This is a genomic window from Advenella sp. S44 (assembly GCF_002810445.1).
Classification (GTDB): domain Bacteria; phylum Pseudomonadota; class Gammaproteobacteria; order Burkholderiales; family Burkholderiaceae_B; genus Advenella.
The window spans coordinates 45574-62853 of sequence record NZ_NEXS01000011.1 but is presented as its reverse complement, the minus strand read 5'-3'; the positions used below and the strand labels follow the sequence as shown (position 1 = coordinate 62853).

The window sequence follows — 17280 nt, the reverse complement described above, 5'->3', positions numbered from 1 at the left end:
ACTAATGTGCGTGTTATTCGATTGTGCCATGTTCACGGTAAGTGCGTTCGTGTGAAGAGCGCCCTACATCTCCCGCTTTGCATCCAGCAGCAAAGAGAATCGGCCGCTGGGATGTAAAGTAATACTGATCTGCACAACGTCGTCATGGCTATCGATATACCGCCGGATCACTTTCAAGGCCGGAGCAGGAGAGGGGGTCTGCAGGACGGTCTCCAGCTCTGCCGGCAAAAGGATGGAATCAATTTCCTGACTCACGGCCTTGAGCGTAACGTTGAACTCTTCCTCCAATATTGCGCTGACCAGAACGTCTGGTTTTTCCTTGATCCTCTCAGCCAGTAAAGATAAATCCAGGCCGGCCAGCACGACATAAATATCGGTCCAGCCAATTGGCAATTTATCACCGGCCTTGCCATATCGCATTGTTGATATTTTCAGGGCATGCAGGCCGGGTTCGAGTCCCAGATCCGCAGCCAGTTGTTTGTCCAGTACAACCTGTTCCATCCCTTGCACCGCTTTTTTGTTCTCGTTGCTGAACTGCACCAGATCGTTGATGGAATCGAGCCGATGCAAGTACATGTTTTGCGGCATCGCAGATTCTACGCGTGTGCCCAGTTTTTTTGTACGACTGACAAACCCCTGGCGCGCCAGTTCCGCAATGGCAGATCTGATGGTCTGCCGGCTTGCGCTGTGCATGGCCGATAACTCAAATTCTGTTGGCAACAGGCTGCCGATTCCGTACTTGCCGGAGACGATGTCCTCTTTCAGGCTGAGCGCGATTTCGTTGTATTTCGTCAGTTTTTTCATGCTCGAAATTATACGGGCAATTGAGCGAGTGAGGGTTATTACCGATATTTAATATGTACGTACATAATATATTATATTAATATGTTCGTACATAATGGAAATAACCTCTTATGTTGTCTGCTTCTGCCTCCACTGTTTTTGACTCCCTGCTGTTTCGCGATACGTTTGGTACGCCAGCCATGCGCAACGTATTTTCTGATGCCAGTCTTATTCGCAAATACATTGCGGTTGAAATAGCCCTGGCAAAGGCGCAATCACGCCTGAATGTGATTCCGGCAACGGCCGCGGCCGACATCGAAAGTCGAATAAAGTTTGAGCAGCTCGATTTTGAGCGGCTTAAACACGAAACGGAAAACGTAGGCTATCCCATTTTGCCGCTGGTGACGCAGCTTGCCGAGCAATGCGAAGAAGCGGGTAAGTACCTCCATTGGGGGGCAACCACCCAGGACATTATGGACACCGCCAACGCATTGCAAATCAAAGAGGCGCTGGCTCTGGTTGAGTCGGATATTCGTGCACTTCGAACAATCCTTCAGGAGCTGGCTTCTACTTACAAAGACACGCCGATGGCAGGGCGCACGCATCTGCAACAGGCGCTTCCCATTACGTTCGGCTACAAATGCGCCATCTGGCTTGGCATGTTTGATCGGCATGAGCAACGCTTGCGCGAACTGAAGCCGCGTGTGGAGGTTGGCCAGCTTGCCGGGGCAGCAGGCACGCTGGCCTCGCTGGGCGACATGGGGTTGCAAGTACAGGCAGAAATGATGCGCGAACTTGGGCTGGGCATTCCGGTGACCACCTGGCATGTTGCACGAGACAATTTCGCAGAAGCCCTTAATTTTCTCGCGCTGGTGACCGGCTCCCTGGGCAAAATTGCGCTGGATATCATGCTGATGGCATCGACCGAGTATGCCGAAGTGTATGAGCCCTTCGTTAAAGGACGCGGGGCAAGCAGCACCATGCCGCAAAAGCGGAATCCAATTTCAAGTGAAATTATGCTGGCCTGCGCCAAGGGCGTGCGACAGCATGCCGGGCTGATGCTCGATGCGATGATTCAGGATTTCGAGCGGGCGACCGGCCCCTGGCATGCCGAGTGGATCGCCATTCCCGAAAGCTTTCTGCTTACGGCAAGCGGGCTGGCCCAGGCACGTTTTGCGCTGGGCGGTCTGGAAGTGGATGCCGCGCAAATGCAGAAGAACCTGGGTATTTCCAAAGGCCTGATTGTGGCCGAGTCCGTCATGATGGCATTGGCTGCCCATCTAGGAAAACACCAGGCCCATGAGGTTGTCTACGACGCCTGCCTTAGGGTCAACAGCGGTAGCCAGACGCTGGCCGAAGTACTCATGCAAACACCGGCCGTCACACAACACCTATCCGACGAGCAGATCCACGCCTTGACCGATCCGGCCAATTACCTGGGACAGGCACCAGAAATGGTCGCTCATGCCCTGAATGCTTCAGCACGTATCTGAACGCCAATAAGGAACCTGTTATGAAAACGACTCATCTATTTATCACAAGTGTGGCAGCACTAATTTGCAGCAACCCATCTTTTGCCCAGTCTTACCCAGAGCGGGCGGTAACCTGGATCGTTCCCTTTGCCGCAGGCGGACCGACCGATGGTATGGCGCGGATGGTTGCCGCAGAAGTTTCGAAAGAGTTGAAGCAGCCCATTGTTATTGAGAACGTCGGTGGGGCCGGCGGGCAAATTGGTGCAGCGAAGGCCTCGAACGCCAAACCTGACGGCTACACGTTTCTGGTGGGGCATTTTGGTTATATGGCCGCCGCCCCTTCATTGTACAAAACAATGAAGTACGATCCTATTAAGGATTTTGACGCGGTGTTTCGCTTTCCCGATACGCCACTGGTGCTGTTGGTGGGCGCGGATTCGCAATACAAGACCGTGGACGAGATGATCGAGTTTGCCAAGGCAAACCCGGACAAGATCAATTTTGGCAACGCAGGCGTTGGCTCCAGTTCTCACCTGGTGGCGGAGTTGTTTGCCGCCAAGGCAAAAATCAAAATCACGCAGGTTTCCTATAAAGGCGCTGGCCCGGCGCTGAACGATGTAATGGGTGGTCAGGTTGACGCCATGTTCGATCAAACCAATACTGCCTTGCCCCAGACCAAAGGCGACAAGATTCGGGCACTGGCTTTGACGGCATCGCAAACCATGTCGCAGTTTCCCGATGTGCCGACGATTTCAGGCACCATGCCCGGCCTGGAGGCATCCACCTGGTATGGTATTTATGCTCCAAAGGGAACACCACGTGCCATGATTGATACCACCTATAAGGCTTATCAGAAAGTTATGCAAAACAAAGCCTTCACCGACAAGATGGAACAACAGGGAATATTTTTGTTGCCAGAGAAAAACTACGCGCCGGATGCGTTCCAGGAATTCACCCAGTCGGAAATCGGCAAATGGGCCGACGTTATCAAGCAGGCCGGCATCGAGCCTCAGTGAAATATGAACGTCATACGCCTGGAAGACCTGGAGAAAAGCATTGCCAGTGCATTGCAATATGTCAGCCATCATCATCCGCCTGACTACGTTCATGCGCTGAAACACGCCTATATTGAAGAGGACAACCGATATGCCAAAAACGCCATCCTGCAAATTCTGATCAATAGCAAGCTGAGCGCGTCGGCCAGGCGTCCAATCTGCCAGGATACGGGTATTGCGCATGTGTTCCTGCAAATCGGTATGGAGGTGCGTTTTTCATCCGACGTGCAGCCCATGCCATCCTTGCAGGAAGTGGCCGACAATGCTGTTATTGCAGCCTATACGCACGCAGACAATCCATTGCGGGCAACCACGGTCGGAGAACCGCTGGGTGCGCGCAAAAATACAGGAAATAATGCGCCAGCGGTGTTGCATATCACCATGTGCAGAGGCGACGCCTTGCGTGTCACCGTGAGCGCCAAAGGGGGCGGGGGCGACGTCAAGGCCCGGTTTGCCATGTTGAATCCGAACGAATCCGTCGAGGAATGGGTGATGAAACAAATGCCGAAACTGGGCGCGGGCTGGTGCCCGCCCGGCGTCCTAGGCATTGGCCTGGGCGGCAGCCCGGAGCAGGCCATGCAAATGGCAAAGGAGTCGCTGCATCAGCCCATTGATATTCAGCAACTGAAGCACAAGAGCACTCTTGATGATTACGAACGCTTGCGGCTGTCACTGTACCACCGTATCAATAACGAATTGAATATCGGTGCCCAGGGCCTTGGCGGCAAGTCCACCGTGCTGGATATCAAGCTGCGACATGCGCCGTGTCATGCGGCCATGCTGCCCGTTGCCATCGTTCCCAATTGCGCAGCCACCCGCTATATGACGTTTGAATTAGATGGGAGTGGATCGGCCCGCCTGCCAGTTCATGATGACAGTCTGTGGGAGGATATTCCGGATACGATCAATGTGGCCGAATCCATTGCCGTGAATCTGGATACGCTGACCAAAGAAGAGGTAAGAAGCTGGAAAGCAGGGGACATGCTGCTGCTATCGGGCAAAATGCTGACAGCGCGCGATGCGGCACATAAACGTATTGCGAATATGTTGCATCACAATCAACCGCTGCCTGTGTCATTGAGCGGGCGTGCTATTTACTATGTGGGTCCGGTAGATGCCACCGGCGATGAAGTGGTGGGGCCGGCCGGGCCGACGACGTCCAATCGCATGGACGCCTATCTGGAAGATTTCATCGACAAGGCAGGGCTGCTCATTTCCATCGGCAAGGCCGAACGTAGCCGGCATGCCATTGATGTAATCAAAAAGACAGGAACCGCTTATCTGAGCGCGGTAGGCGGCGCCGCGTACCTGATCGCCAAAACAATTACACACGCTCGTGTTGTTGCTTTCGAGGACCTTGGCATGGAAGCCATTTATGAGTTTGAAGTCCGCAACTTTCCGGTGACGGTTGCGATAGATAGCACGGGCGATTATATACATAAGGGAGTGGTGCCGATTATTGCACGCCAGTGGCGATAGGCTGGCGAAGCCCGGCAAGTTTGGCCTGGTTGAGGCGTTCCTGATCTTCTAGCACGCGCAAACCGGCGCGCACGACTTCGCGGGCGTTGTTATAACGGCCCGACTCTACCTGTTGGCGTATGAATACTTCAAAGTGCGTACTCAAAGCAATGCTTGTTGACATAAGTCATTCATAACAATAGATAATAGTGGGTACTATATTGGTGCAATCGACGCCGGGCAATAGCCTGGTTTTGCCATGCGGGCCCATCGTCTGACGATGGGCGCCTTAGCGATACTGCTGATTACGCTGGCGTGGCCCCCAGTTCGCTGGCTTTGGCCTTGGTCTGCTTGCGAATCAGGGCAATCAGTGCCATGCTGGCCCGGGTCTGAACGTGGCTGTCCATAAACAGCAGACCATGGGTTCGGATTGGTGTAGGCCCTTCTAGTGGAATGACGCGCAGGGGTTTATTATGTTCGGTCACAGCGCTAGGAGCGGCGATAAAGCCCACATGATCGCGCATAACCAGGCCCAGCATGGCCGGGATGGTATTCATTTCGGCAATGATGTTGGGCTTGGCACCAGCAGCGTTGAAGCATTCATCAAGCAGTCGGCGCGTTGAAAAGCTGGATGGCAATAACACCAGCGATTCCCGATGCAGCTCGGCAATGCGCAGACGCTTGCGTTTGGCCAGTGGATGCGTCTTGGCTACGACCAGGGCCAGTTCCTCGTTAAATAATGGCTCAAAGCGTATCTCCTTTTGCTGTTCAGGGCGATAGGCGATTCCTACATCAAGTTCCTCTGCCTTCAGGCCTTGTGTGATGGCGTCTCCCGACAATTCTTCAATAATGATCTTGACCGTTGGATTGTGCTTCAGAAACAGGGCGATGCAGTCTGGCAAAAATCCCAGATTGAACGTATGGGTTGTACCTATGCGCACTGTACCGGTCATGGGGACAACCGTTTGCTTTAACTCGCTCAGGCCCTGGTCAATGACCGTCAGGGCGCGGGCAGCGTAGATCAGGAATGATTCACCGGCCTCGGTCAGTGCCACGCGCTTGCTACTGCGATCGAACAAATGCTGGCCGATTTCTTCCTCTAACTGGCGGATTTGGTGTGACAGGGTGGACTGGGTGACATGGACCCGTTCAGCCGCGCGCGTAAAGTTCAGCGAGCTGGCCAGGGCAAGGAAATATCGTAAGTGTCTGAGTTCCATGACTATTCCAATTATCGATACTGTCGATCATATCAGACGAAAACAATCATTTCTATCTTTTCACCAGGTCGGCTAGACTTGCCCGTGTAGTAATTCATATACCAACAACCAATACAGTGCAAAAAGCACTACACAGGACGAGACAATGATGAATGCTCTTAAAGATGCACACTTTGGTCGCGCTGCGCGAGGCCTGCTTGCCGCGCTGGTTTGTGCGCCATTGTTGTGCGCGGCGGCCTCGGCTCAGACTGCGGAATATCCCGCCAAAGCGGTGCGCATGATCGTACCGTTCGGCGCGGGCACGACGACCGACACGATTGCCAGGCTGCTTTCGGACAGAATGTCCAAAGTCCTTGGGCAACCGATCATTATCGAGAACAAGGCTGGCGCAGGCGGAACGATCGGGACCGCGCAGGTAAGCCGAAGCGCGCCCGATGGCTATACGATCGTCATGGGTACGGTCGGCACGCATGCGATCAACAAGGAACTGTACTCAAAACGTGGTTATGATCCCGAGACAGATTTCGAGCCCATTGCTTTTGTGGGACAAACGCCGACGTTTCTGGTGGTAAGCGGCAGCTCTGCCTATCACACGGTCAAGGACCTGGGCGAAGCAGCGGCCACGGAGCCAGGCATCACGTTCTCGTCTGCTGGCAGCGGCACGTCGGGGCATCTCGCCGGTGATCTGCTGAAAGACCGGTTGGGCGGCACCATGCTGCATGTGCCTTACAAGGAAGGCAGCATGGCTTTACAGGACGTAATGTCCGGGCAAGTGCAGTTCATGTTTTACCACCCCGCCGCGGTATTGCCCCATGTGAAGGCAGGCAAGCTGCGGGCTATTGGCGTATCCAGCAGCCAGCGCAGTATCGCAGCGCCTGACGTGCCCTCTATTGCAGAGCAGACCGATAGCGAATTCGATCTGGTTGCGTGGTTCATGATGTACGCGCCGGCAGGCACGCCCGAGCCTGTCATGGCCAAGTTGAAAAAGGCGGCTGACGTGGCGCTGGCCGATCCCGATCTGGCTGCCAAGCTCAAGAACCAGGGCGTAGAGCCAGGCGGTGAATCTGTCCGGGATCTGGCCGGTTTCGAAGCGGCCGAAATTGAAAAGTGGGCTGAACTGGTAAAAAAATCGGGTGCAAAGGTCAACTGACGTGATGCATACGTTTCTATACACCGCCCAACAGGCACGAGTGGTATTTGGCAGCGATGCCTGGACCGTGCTGAAAGCTGAAGCCGGCCTGCTTGGCGCGCGCAAAGTGCTGGTGCTTTGCACGGCGCGCCAGCGGACGTTGGCTCAACGGGCGGTTGATGCCCTGGGTGAGTGCGCCGCTGGCATCTTTGATCAGGCAGTCATGCATGTGCCCGTTGCTGCGGTACGCGATGCGCAAGATGCAGCGCGCACAATGCAGGCCGACTGTATTGTGGCAATCGGCGGTGGTTCCACGATAGGATTGGCCAAGGCGCTGGCCGTTGAAAATGGTTTACCCATCCTGGCAGTGCCGAGCACCTATTCAGGCTCGGAGATGACCAGCATCTATGGCATCACCGAGAACGGCATCAAAAAAACCGGTAAAGGTCCGCGAGCCTTGCCGCGCACCGTCATCTATGACCCATCGCTGACCTTGAAACTGCCTTTTGCTGTCTCTGTCGTCAGCGGCATGAACGCCATTGCCCATGCTGCGGAAGGATTGTATGCCAAGGACGGAAACCCGGTGCTGGCATTAATGGCAGAAGAGGGTATACGCGCCATGGCCAGCGGCTTGCGGCAACTGAGCCCGAACACCAGCTCGCTTGCCGCAAGGAGCCAATGCCTGTATGGCGCCTGGCTTTGTGGCATGGCGCTTGCCGGCGCAGGCATGGCTTTGCATCACAAGCTTTGCCATACCGTGGCCGGCAGCTTTGATCTGCCGCATGCCCAGACTCACTCCATTGTCTTGCCGCACGCGATTGCCTATAACGCGCCTGCCGCGCCAGAGGCCATGCAACGGATTGCCCGCGCTCTGGGCCAGGACGGCGTTTGCGCTGCCGGCGCCTTATACGATCTGGCTCAATCGCTGGGTGCGCCGATGGGTTTGCAAGACATTGGGATGCGTGACAGCGATGTGGACAGGGCGGCCGATATCGCAATTGCCACACCCTATTGGAACCCGCGTCCGATTGAACGCGATGGCATACGCACGTTGTTGCAAGCCGCTTTTGAAGGGCAGCGGCCCGCCTAAGATGCCCTGTGCTTAAAACATCGATGACGATGAAAACTTTTAGCAAAACCTAATATGTTCAATGCGTTTATTCGGCGACAAGCGCGTGCCTGCATGCGTAGCCGACTGAATGCTTCTCATTGGAACCTTATGAAAATCGGTAAAGAAACCATTCCCCATTCAGCCATCTGCACCTCTAACGCCGAGACCATTGTCGTCAGGGGGAAAGACCTTGCCGTCGATCTGATCGGCAATATGTCTTTCACAGACTATTTTCATTTGCTGGTCACGGGACAGCCGCCAACCGCGGCAGCAACCGCAGTGTTAAATGCCACCCTGGTGGCCATTGCGGAACATGGCCTGGTCCCCAGCGTTCAGGCCAGTCGCATGACACTGGCCGCCGCACCCGACGCCTTGCAGGGCGCCGTGGCGGCAGGAATTCTAGGTTGTGGCTCGGTCATTCTCGGGGCTTCTGAAACCAGCGGCATTTTTCTTGAAGAGATTCGTACTCGTGCCGGCCAGAGCAAAGACTATGTTGAAGCAGCCAGGCAGGTGGTGGGCGAGTACCGTGCCGACAAGCGCGCCATCCCGGGTTACGGCCACCCGCTGCACAAAGCGCGCGACCCGCGTGTGACTGCGCTGTTCGCTGTGGCTGAGCGGGCCGGGGCTGATATGACATATGTGCACATAGCCGATGCGGTGGAAAAAGTGATTCCAGACGTTGTCGGAAAGCGCCTCATGCTCAATGTATCTGCGGCCATTCCAGCCGTCCTGCTGGGCGTGGGTTTTCCGATCACCGCGTTGCGAGGCGTGCCGATTCTGGCTCGTACGGCAGGTCTTATCGGCCATCTGACAGAGGAGTTCCAGAAACCTATCGGTTTTGCCTTGTCGTATCAGGCGACACGCAATTACGTTTACGATGGTCAGTTGCCCGAGGGCTTTACCCCCGATAACGCCTAGCATACCCTGATGGAGTTTTACCATGATCAAAGTACTTAACGGCATTCGTGTCCTGGAGCAAGGCACGTTCATTACGGGTCCTGCAGCGGGCATGCTCTTGGGAGATCTTGGGGCAGATGTCATCAAGATCGAGCAGCCAGGCACGGGAGATCCGTTTCGTGCCTTCAAAGGCGGCCTGTATAGTCCACACTTTCAGACATACAATCGCAACAAGCGCAGTATCACACTCAATACCAAGGAGGCTGACGATCTGGCCGCCTTCGATAAGTTGGTCCGTACGGCAGACGTATATATTCAGAACTTTCGTCCGGGCGCGGCCGAAAGACTTAACGTGGGCGAAGAGCGGCTGCGCAAAATCAATCCGGGACTGATTTACTGCTCAATCAGTGGTTTCGGACCAACCGGTCCGGCTGCAGGGCGGCCGGCCTACGATTCAGTCGCGCAAGCGGCCAGTGGTTTCCTGGGATTGCTCATCAACCCGGAAAACCCGCGCGTGGTGGGCCCGGCGCTGGCCGACTCCATTACTGGCTTTTACGCGGCATACGGCATTCTGGGTGCCCTGCATGAGCGCAATAGTACCGGCGTGGGGCGCAAGGTAGAGGTGTCTATGCTGGAGGCCATGAGCCACTTCAACCTGGATGCCTTTACCCATTATTATTCGGCGGGTGAAATCATGGGGCCGTACAGTCGCCCGAGCGTTTCCCAGTCTTATGTCTTGAAATGCGCAGATCAAAAATGGATTGCCCTGCATATGTCCTCGCCCGAGAAATTCTGGCAAGGCCTGGCAAGAGCGATTGAACAACCCTTGCTATTTGACGATCCGCGCTTTTGTGACCGCAACGGACGGATCCAGAACCAGGACGCATTGATCCAGATTCTGGGCGGGATATTTGCCAAGCACTCACGCAACGAATGGTGTCGCCGCCTGGAATCGGAAGATGTGCCGCATGCGCCCATGTACGACACCAGCGAGGCCCTGGAGGACCCGCAGGCCCGGCATTTGCAAATTCTTGTGTCGGCCAGACACGAAACCATGGGCGACTTCCATACGGTGCGACCGCCGGTTTCGTTTGATGGACAAAGAAGCACCGAGGTGATACCGCCACCTGTCCTGGGCGAGCACAATGAAGAGGTGCTGGGCGCTTTGCCTACAACCCCGACAGCGCCTCGTTAATCACCGCCAGCCCGGCAGAACTGTAATCCAGCATCAGTGCCTGCCGGCGGCCTGCATCATCCATCTTGAGCAACGACTTGCGAATGATACCTACGATCTTCTCTTCATTATCCAGCCGGAACGAGTCGAACTGATACTGGAGAAAGACCAGACACAGCGCATTTTCCATGACCTGAACATCGGCATCCTGCTTGATGCCGCGTTTGAGGACAATCATCTGTACGCGCCCAATCGTTTGCTCATCGTATTCCAATTGGCCCAGTATACGCGCGGCCATGTCAGCATGATGCCGGGCCAGCGCCTTGCGCCAGGTCAGGTAACCAATACGTCCTTGCGGGTACTCACGCCGGGGAATTTGCCAGCGGCCGATATGCTGGCAGCGCGCCGCCAATCGCAAGGGTTCAGACGCATTCGGGGCAAGTTTCAGAACCCATTCAGTCAGTTTGATGGCCAGGAATAACTCGCGCGGCCAGTCTTGTTCCTGCCAGTGGAAAGCGTTGGGATCGGTTTTGTTGACGGCATCAAAGGCGCTATAAGCCTGCTTCAGCCTGGAAGAAAAAGTCATTGTTTTATCTTAGCGTGTTGCGTGTCGATGAGTATGAATTTGACCACATTGATGAAAATAACGCTATGACATCTTGCGGCCCGTGCTCGTTGGGCAAGCGCTTGCACGTTGGTAACGCCAAATGCGTCCCATAGCCGATACAGAGACACCAATTTAACGGTTACTTCGTTTCCAGCGCTCACGTCTTGTGCCGCCAGCCCGCAATACCCTGCAGGGCGGTTCACCCGTTGTCCGTGTATTTCACTTGAATAAAAAAATCAGACTCAAAGGTAATTGACCGGACTGCCGGGTAAAGCTTTTGCTATGCCCCATTCCTATACTGTCGGTCACACGTTCATTTTCATCTCTGGCCATGCTGGCCCGATAGAAAAGTCAATAGAAAAAAAGACGAACAATGAACAGGAGCCAACACCCCGGGATAATCTGAGCGATCCGTCAGTTTGCCTGCACTGGCTCCAATCACGGTATTTTCGGAGGCAGTGCATGGGCACCGTTGAAAGCGCGCCAGTCAGTGGCGCCAGCAAGTTTGTCGGCCAAAGGGTCGAGCGGTTTGAAAGCATTCCGCTACTTACCGGAAGGGGTCGCTTCGGCGACGACCTGGCGGTCAAGCCAGGCACTCTGCATGCGGCGGTGTATCGCTCCAGCTACCCTCACGCACGCATCAAATCCATTGACGTTTCGCAGGCGGAAAAAATGCCCGGCGTCAGGGCGGTGCTCACGCCTGACGATGTGCGGGCATGGTCGCGACCGTTCATCAATGGGGTAAAAATGCCCATGGAAATGTGGGCGCTGGCCATGGACAAGGTTCGTTACGTTGGCGAGCCGATTGCAGTTGTCATTGCTGAAGACCGTTATCTGGCAGAGGACGCCCTGGACGGTATTAAGATCGAATTTGAGGCCTTGCCGGCCGTCAGCAGCATAGACGGGGCCATGTCAGACGACGCTGCAATACTGCATGAAGCCGTGGGCACGAATGTGCTTCATGAGCGCCAGTTCACTTACGGGGACCCGGAATCGCGTTTTCGCGAGGCGGAGCATACCCTGTCGCTCAATATTGAATATCCGCGCAACTCCTGTACGCCGATCGAATGCGGCGTCGTGATCGCCGAGCACCTGGCGGGCGAGGCGGGATATGACGTCTGTTCGAACTTTATGGGACCGTTTTCCATGCACGCGGTCATGTCGCTGGCGCTACAGGTGCCCGGCAATCGTCTGCGGCATCGTTCTGCACCTGACTCAGGCGGCAGTTTTGGCGTCAAGCAAGCTGTGTTTACCGCGGTGGTTCTGATGTGCCTGGCTTCCCGCAAGGCCGGTGGCGCACCAGTCAAGTGGGTTGAGGACCGGCTCGAACATCTGAGCGCGGCAACGGCGGCAAACGGCCGAAAAGCCACCATCAAGGCTGCTTTTGACAGTGATGGCAGGATTCGGGCGCTTGACCTGGACCAGATGGACGACGTGGGTGCCTACCTGAGGGCGCCCGAGCCAGCCACCTTTTACCGCATGCACGGCATATTGACCGGGGCTTACCGTATCGCCGACTTGCAGGTGCGCAACCTTGTGGTTGTCACGAACAAGATGCCTTCGGGCCTGGTGCGCGGATTCGGCGGCCCGCAGGTTTACTTTGCCCTTGAGCGCATGGTGCAGCGGATTGCGCAGCATCTGAAGATGGATCCGCTGGACGTCTACCGACGCAATTTTATCCAGGCGGATCAATTTCCGTATCGGGCAGCGGCAGGCGCACTGCTTGATTCTGGCGATTATCAGCAAGCCATGGATGCGGCCATTGCACAGGGTGGACTTGAAGAACTATTGCAACGAAGGGATCAGGCGCGCGCTCAGGGAAAACTGTATGGCATTGGCTATGCGGCCATTGTCGAGCCGTCGATTTCCAATATGGGCTACATCACGGTTGCGCTGACGCCGCAGCAGCGGGCCAAGGCAGGCCCCAAGAATGGCGGCATCGCAACGGCGACAGTCAATATCGATTTACTGGGCAGCGTGACAGTGATTATTGCATCCTCTCCGGCAGGACAAGGCCATGTCACGGTATGCGCCCAGGTAGTGGCAGATGTGTTCGGTCTGCAGCCGAAGGATATCCACGTCAATGTGGATTTCGATACGGACAAGGATGCCTGGTCGGTTGCCGCCGGCAACTACTCCAGCCGGTTTGCCGGCGCGGTTGCTGGAACGGTTCACCTGGCGGCAACGCGGCTGAAGGCAAAAATGGCCGACATGGCTGCCCACCAGCTTGGTGGCGAGGCTTCGGACATGGCATTTGAAGACGGGTTAGTGTTTCGCAAGGGCCAGGCGGACAAGGCAATACCGTTTGCAAGGCTGGCCAGCAGCGCTCACTGGGCGCCTGCCGAGCTGCCTGAAGGGATGGCCCCTGGCATGAGGGTGACCGAGTTCTGGACGCCCGAGTCGTTGGGCGCGCCTACTGAAGACGACCGTGTCAATACGTCGGCTGCCTATGGTTTTGCCTTCGATATTTGTGCGGTCGAAATTGACCGCAAGACCGGGCGCGTCACGATTGACCGATATGTGACCGCCCACGACGCAGGCAAAATCCTGAATCCCGCCATGGCAGACGGACAAATCCGGGGCGCGTTTGCCCAGGGATTGGGAGCCGCCTTGCTTGAGGAATTTCGCTATGGCGACGATGGTGGGTTTCAGTCCGGTACCTTTGCTGATTACCTCGTGCCTACAAGCTACGAAGTGCCCGATCCTGTCATTGTGCATCTGGAAACGCCCAGTCCGTTCACCCCGCTGGGCGCAAAGGGCCTGGGCGAAGGCAACAATATGAGCACGCCCGTGTGTATTGCGAACGCCGTGGCTGATGCATTAAGCCCGTTGGGCAGACAGCCGGATATCCGCCTGCCGCTGACCCCGAACCGGGTGCTCGATCTTATCGGCTTTGACGATCCGGCACCGTCTGGCGACGTGCAAGTGCATAAGCCGGCCAAAAAAACCGGACGCGGACACGCGTTGTCCGCATCGGGAAGTACGCAGATCCCTGCTTCGCCCGACAAAGTATTCGATGTACTGATGGATCCGCAAGCGCTGGCCAAGGTGATTCCAGGCTGCCGGGAACTGCAGCGCATCGGCGAAAACCAATACCGCGCCGACGTGACGATCAGCATCGGGATGATCAAGGCGCGCTATGAAGCCACGATCTCCCTGACCAATATCGACCGGCCGCATTCACTCCATTTGCAGGGTAAAGGCGTCTCATCGCTTGGTGGCGCAGAAGGCGGCGGCGACATTGTGCTGCAGGCCAATGAGCAAGGCACGCTGATGAAATACCAGTATGAAGCCGAAGTTCAGGGCAAGGTTGCTGCTGTGGGGGGGCGCATGCTCGAAGGCGCGGCCCGCATGGTGCTGGGTCAACTATTCGAGCAGCTTGGCCGTCAGGCATCGGGGCAGGACACCGCTAGCGGCTCGGAAGGCGTCTGGCACCGCGTGTTGCGGTTTCTGAGGATTAAAAAATGAAGCCACTGGCATTTGAATACAAGCGCGTTGACAAGGTTTCCGAGGCAGTGCAATGGCTGCATGAGGCAGGAGAAAACGCACGCATACTGGCTGGCGGACAATCGCTTGTCATCCTGCTGAACATGCGGCTGGCCCAGCCTGCTTATCTGTTGGATATATCGCGGTGTGAGGAACTCAAGTTCGTCCGTCAGGAAAAAGGCATGCTGTGTATTGGCGCCAGCACCACACAGGCCCAACTGCAATATTGGCCCGATCTGGCCCGGGCCGTCCCCATGCTGGCAGAGGCGATCCCGTTTATCTCTCACTATCAAATCCGCAATCGGGGAACCATTGCCGGTTCTATTGCGCACGCGGACCCCAGTGCAGAGCTGCCCTTGTGTCTTGCAACCCTTGGCGGCCAGGTTGTGCTGCGCTCACGGCAAGGCGCGCGCAAGCTGGATGCGGCGCAGTACCAGCAAGGCATGCTCACCACTGCCAGAAAGGCTGATGAACTGGTGACCGAAGTGCGCTTTCCGGTGGCCAAGGCCGGACATGGCTACGCGTTTGATGAATTTGCGTTGCGCCGTGGCGATTTCGCGATTGTGGCATGCGCCGTGGATGCGGGGCCGGAAAGGATACGGCTGGGCATTGGCGGGGTTGCCGACAAGCCGGTCGTTGTGCAATGGGCACGCAATGACCAGGCGTCGTTCACGGAAACATTGAATGACCTGGCCTGGCAACTGGATGCTCAGGACGATCAGCATGCTTCGGCAGCATACCGGCGTCACCTGGTGCGCGAGCTGGGGCAGCACACAATCGAAACGGCGCTTTCCCGCTGTGAAAAAAACAAGGACTAGTTATGTCGGAACAACGTACCAGGCATCCCATTAACGTTACGGTCAACGGTGTCGCCCGTACTGGTCACGCAGAAAGCCGCATGCTGCTGTCTGATTTCATCCGGCACGAATTGGGGGCCACTGGCACCCATGTAGGCTGTGAGCACGGTGTCTGCGGCGCATGCACGGTACAGATTGATGGCGTTGCCACGCGGTCCTGCCTGTGCCTGGCCCGCCAGGTGGACGGTTGCGATCTGCGCACGGTCGAGGGCCTGGGCAACCACGACGGCACGCTTGGTGCTCTGCAGCAGGCTTTCAAGAAACACCACGCTTTGCAATGCGGCTTTTGCACAGCCGGCATTCTTATGTCCTGTGTCGATTTCCTTGAGCGGCTTGCCGACCCGACCGAAGAGCAGGTTCGCGACATGCTGTCCGGGCACCTGTGCCGGTGCACCGGATATACACCGATAGTAGAGGCCATCCTTGATGTGGCTAACCAATTGAAAACTGAAAAATCGGAGACTTCACATGCTTGATCTGGGAAGCACTTTTATCCAAAGTGTTGAACGCAACCCGAACGCGCTGGCCCTGGTGGCCGAGGGAAAGCGGCTGACTTATGCGCAATGGTTTGAAACGATCAAGGCTGTTGCGGGCGGTCTGGAGAAACAGGGGCTTGGACACGGTGATCATCTGCTGGTGGTGATGCAGAATCGCTGGGAGATGGCGACCGTGCACTGGGCCTGCCAGTTGCTTGGCGCGATCGTAACGCCGCTGAACTGGCGGTCCAAGGCTGACGAGATCGATTACTGTATTGTCGACTCAACCGCCAAATTGATCATCTACGACGATTCCTGCATCGAGGCGGTGCGAGGCGCCAAGGCCATGTCGACGATCGGTGCGATCGCCGTTGGTCAGGGTGCGCCTGGCAGCCTGCGGTTCGAACAGTTGCTGGCGGCCACGCCGATCGAAGGCACATCGCGCGCCAGTGCGCAAGACGTCTCGCTCATGCTTTATACCTCGGGCACCACGGGCAAGCCCAAGGGGGTGCCGCGCAGGCATCGGCACGAGCGCGCCGCGGCTGTGGCTCACGTTGCACAGAACCTGTACGCCTATGGGGAATGTACCCTGGGCGTCATGCCGCTTTATCACACCATGGGCGTGCGCTCTTTGCTCTCCATGGCGCTCATTGACGGGAGTTTCGTGTGCATGCCCAAATTCGATGTGGCCCAGGCGCTGTCGCTGATTGAAGCTGAAGGCGTGACCAACCTGTACCTGGTGCCCACGCTCTATCACGATATGCTGTCGCATCCCCAATTTTCTGCTACTGACGTCAGTCGCGTACGCAAGCTAGGATTTGCCGGTGCGCCAATGTCCGAAGCGCTATTGCGTCGCATCGACAAGGCGTTTGCTCCCGATCTGTTTGTGAATCACTATGGCAGTTCTGAAGTCTACACCATGGCAATTACCCAGAATGCGCGGCTCAAGGCTGGCTCCTGCGGTCGCGCGGCCATCAATTGCCGTTTGCGTGTCATCAGGCTTGGCAGCAGCAATCCGGAGGAACGGGTTCAAGCCATGGAAGAGGGGCAGATCATTGCCCATCTGGATGGCGACGAGGCGTTCGAAGGATACTGGAATCGGCCGGACGCCAACGAAAAATCACTGATCGGCCACTGGTATTTCACTGGTGATATTGGCTATTACGATCCCGATGGCGAACTGTTCGTTAGCGGACGTGTGGACGACATGATTATCAGTGGTGGAGAAAACATCTCGCCGGTGGATATCGAATCTGTGATTTCCCTGCACCCTGCGGTCGATGAAGTTGCCGTGGCCGGCGTCAAGGATGAACGATGGGGCCACCGGGTGGTTGCATTCGTCAAACGTCAGGCAAAAGTGGACGCGCAGGAGCTTGACCGGTACTGCCGGTCCACTGACCTGGCCAACTTTAAGCGGCCGCGCGAATACGTTTTTGTGGCCGCCTTACCCAAATCCCCCGTTGGAAAAATTCTGCGTCGCAAGTTAGTGTCCGGTGAGTATGAAGCCGATACCGATTGCACGCCTGCCATCGATCTGACTAATTGAAATTTAAATAAG

The 17280-nt window shown here is 56.2% G+C and carries 15 protein-coding genes; 11 read left to right on the top strand and 4 right to left on the bottom strand.

Translation table 11 applies throughout. From position 1 onward, the window contains the following. Positions 1-63 precede the first annotated feature (63 nt). Positions 64-804: a GntR family transcriptional regulator gene (locus CAP48_RS18080; RefSeq protein ID WP_100699272.1), complete on the bottom strand. Its 741-nt coding sequence runs from the start codon at positions 802-804 to the stop codon at positions 64-66. Between the two features lie 110 nt (positions 805-914). Between CAP48_RS18080 and CAP48_RS18075 the strand changes: the two genes are divergently transcribed. The 3 genes from CAP48_RS18075 to CAP48_RS18065 are packed head-to-tail and all read left to right on the top strand — an operon-like array spanning position 915 to position 4789. Next, the gene (locus CAP48_RS18075) at positions 915-2276 is read left to right on the top strand and encodes an adenylosuccinate lyase family protein (protein ID WP_100699271.1); all 1362 of its coding nucleotides are present in this window, start codon (positions 915-917) and stop codon (positions 2274-2276) included. 20 nt (positions 2277-2296) lie between these two features. Beyond that, positions 2297-3271 carry a tripartite tricarboxylate transporter substrate binding protein gene (locus CAP48_RS18070; RefSeq protein WP_100699270.1) on the top strand — a complete coding sequence of 325 codons (975 nt, stop codon included), beginning with the start codon at positions 2297-2299 and terminating at the stop codon, positions 3269-3271. A gap of 3 nt (positions 3272-3274) precedes the next feature. Continuing rightward, positions 3275-4789, top strand: coding sequence for a fumarate hydratase (locus CAP48_RS18065; RefSeq protein WP_100699269.1), 1515 nt, complete (start codon positions 3275-3277; stop codon positions 4787-4789). On the opposite strand, the gene CAP48_RS18060 is transcribed toward CAP48_RS18065, so the two are convergent. Then, entirely contained in the window at positions 4767-4952 is a 186-nt protein-coding gene (locus CAP48_RS18060) for a type II toxin-antitoxin system ParD family antitoxin (protein WP_100699268.1), read from the bottom strand. The two genes, CAP48_RS18065 and CAP48_RS18060, sit on opposite strands and share 23 nt — an antisense overlap. Before the next feature lie 121 nt (positions 4953-5073). Next, the gene (locus CAP48_RS18055) at positions 5074-5985 is read right to left on the bottom strand and encodes a LysR substrate-binding domain-containing protein (protein WP_100699267.1); all 912 of its coding nucleotides are present in this window, start codon (positions 5983-5985) and stop codon (positions 5074-5076) included. Between the two features lie 145 nt (positions 5986-6130). Between CAP48_RS18055 and CAP48_RS18050 the strand changes: the two genes are divergently transcribed. From CAP48_RS18050 to CAP48_RS18035, 4 genes are all read left to right on the top strand, one after another. Beyond that, the gene (locus CAP48_RS18050) at positions 6131-7135 is read left to right on the top strand and encodes a tripartite tricarboxylate transporter substrate binding protein (RefSeq protein ID WP_100699266.1); all 1005 of its coding nucleotides are present in this window, start codon (positions 6131-6133) and stop codon (positions 7133-7135) included. A gap of 4 nt (positions 7136-7139) precedes the next feature. Continuing rightward, the gene (locus tag CAP48_RS18045; RefSeq protein WP_100699265.1) at positions 7140-8204 is read left to right on the top strand and encodes a maleylacetate reductase; all 1065 of its coding nucleotides are present in this window, start codon (positions 7140-7142) and stop codon (positions 8202-8204) included. Positions 8205-8333: 129 nt separating this feature from the next. Continuing rightward, positions 8334-9143, top strand: a complete 810-nt coding sequence (locus tag CAP48_RS18040; RefSeq protein WP_100699264.1) for a citryl-CoA lyase — start codon at positions 8334-8336, stop codon at positions 9141-9143. Positions 9144-9165: 22 nt separating this feature from the next. Further along, entirely contained in the window at positions 9166-10317 is a 1152-nt protein-coding gene (locus tag CAP48_RS18035) for a CaiB/BaiF CoA-transferase family protein (RefSeq protein WP_100699263.1), read from the top strand. Here CAP48_RS18035 and CAP48_RS18030 read toward each other — a convergent pair. Next, a complete protein-coding gene (locus CAP48_RS18030; protein WP_100699262.1) occupies positions 10292-10882 on the bottom strand; it encodes a DUF4202 domain-containing protein in 591 nt (196 codons plus the stop codon). The genes CAP48_RS18035 and CAP48_RS18030 overlap by 26 nt on opposite strands. 483 nt (positions 10883-11365) lie before the next feature. Between CAP48_RS18030 and CAP48_RS18020 the strand changes: the two genes are divergently transcribed. The 4 genes from CAP48_RS18020 to CAP48_RS18005 are packed head-to-tail and all read left to right on the top strand — an operon-like array spanning position 11366 to position 17268. Beyond that, the gene (locus CAP48_RS18020; protein ID WP_100699260.1) at positions 11366-14371 is read left to right on the top strand and encodes a molybdopterin cofactor-binding domain-containing protein; all 3006 of its coding nucleotides are present in this window, start codon (positions 11366-11368) and stop codon (positions 14369-14371) included. Then, the gene (locus tag CAP48_RS18015; protein ID WP_100699259.1) at positions 14368-15207 is read left to right on the top strand and encodes a xanthine dehydrogenase family protein subunit M; all 840 of its coding nucleotides are present in this window, start codon (positions 14368-14370) and stop codon (positions 15205-15207) included. The genes CAP48_RS18020 and CAP48_RS18015 overlap by 4 nt, the downstream gene beginning before the upstream one ends. A gap of 2 nt (positions 15208-15209) precedes the next feature. Continuing rightward, the gene (locus tag CAP48_RS18010; protein ID WP_100699258.1) at positions 15210-15722 is read left to right on the top strand and encodes a (2Fe-2S)-binding protein; all 513 of its coding nucleotides are present in this window, start codon (positions 15210-15212) and stop codon (positions 15720-15722) included. Further along, positions 15715-17268 (top strand): AMP-binding protein, encoded by a 1554-nt coding sequence (locus tag CAP48_RS18005; protein WP_100699257.1) that lies wholly within the window; start codon positions 15715-15717, stop codon positions 17266-17268. Before CAP48_RS18010 ends, CAP48_RS18005 begins: the two co-directional genes overlap by 8 nt. Positions 17269-17280: the final 12 nt, after the last annotated feature.

Coding starts and splice junctions, on each gene's coding strand:
- CAP48_RS18080 (WP_100699272.1), bottom strand. CDS start 804: ATGAAAAAACTGACGAAATACAACGAAATCGCGCTCAGCCTGAAAGAG.
- CAP48_RS18075 (WP_100699271.1), top strand. CDS start 915: ATGTTGTCTGCTTCTGCCTCCACTGTTTTTGACTCCCTGCTGTTTCGC.
- CAP48_RS18070 (WP_100699270.1), top strand. CDS start 2,297: ATGAAAACGACTCATCTATTTATCACAAGTGTGGCAGCACTAATTTGC.
- CAP48_RS18065 (WP_100699269.1), top strand. CDS start 3,275: ATGAACGTCATACGCCTGGAAGACCTGGAGAAAAGCATTGCCAGTGCA.
- CAP48_RS18060 (WP_100699268.1), bottom strand. CDS start 4,952: ATGTCAACAAGCATTGCTTTGAGTACGCACTTTGAAGTATTCATACGC.
- CAP48_RS18055 (WP_100699267.1), bottom strand. CDS start 5,985: ATGGAACTCAGACACTTACGATATTTCCTTGCCCTGGCCAGCTCGCTG.
- CAP48_RS18050 (WP_100699266.1), top strand. CDS start 6,131: ATGATGAATGCTCTTAAAGATGCACACTTTGGTCGCGCTGCGCGAGGC.
- CAP48_RS18045 (WP_100699265.1), top strand. CDS start 7,140: ATGCATACGTTTCTATACACCGCCCAACAGGCACGAGTGGTATTTGGC.
- CAP48_RS18040 (WP_100699264.1), top strand. CDS start 8,334: ATGAAAATCGGTAAAGAAACCATTCCCCATTCAGCCATCTGCACCTCT.
- CAP48_RS18035 (WP_100699263.1), top strand. CDS start 9,166: ATGATCAAAGTACTTAACGGCATTCGTGTCCTGGAGCAAGGCACGTTC.
- CAP48_RS18030 (WP_100699262.1), bottom strand. CDS start 10,882: ATGACTTTTTCTTCCAGGCTGAAGCAGGCTTATAGCGCCTTTGATGCC.
- CAP48_RS18020 (WP_100699260.1), top strand. CDS start 11,366: ATGGGCACCGTTGAAAGCGCGCCAGTCAGTGGCGCCAGCAAGTTTGTC.
- CAP48_RS18015 (WP_100699259.1), top strand. CDS start 14,368: ATGAAGCCACTGGCATTTGAATACAAGCGCGTTGACAAGGTTTCCGAG.
- CAP48_RS18010 (WP_100699258.1), top strand. CDS start 15,210: ATGTCGGAACAACGTACCAGGCATCCCATTAACGTTACGGTCAACGGT.
- CAP48_RS18005 (WP_100699257.1), top strand. CDS start 15,715: ATGCTTGATCTGGGAAGCACTTTTATCCAAAGTGTTGAACGCAACCCG.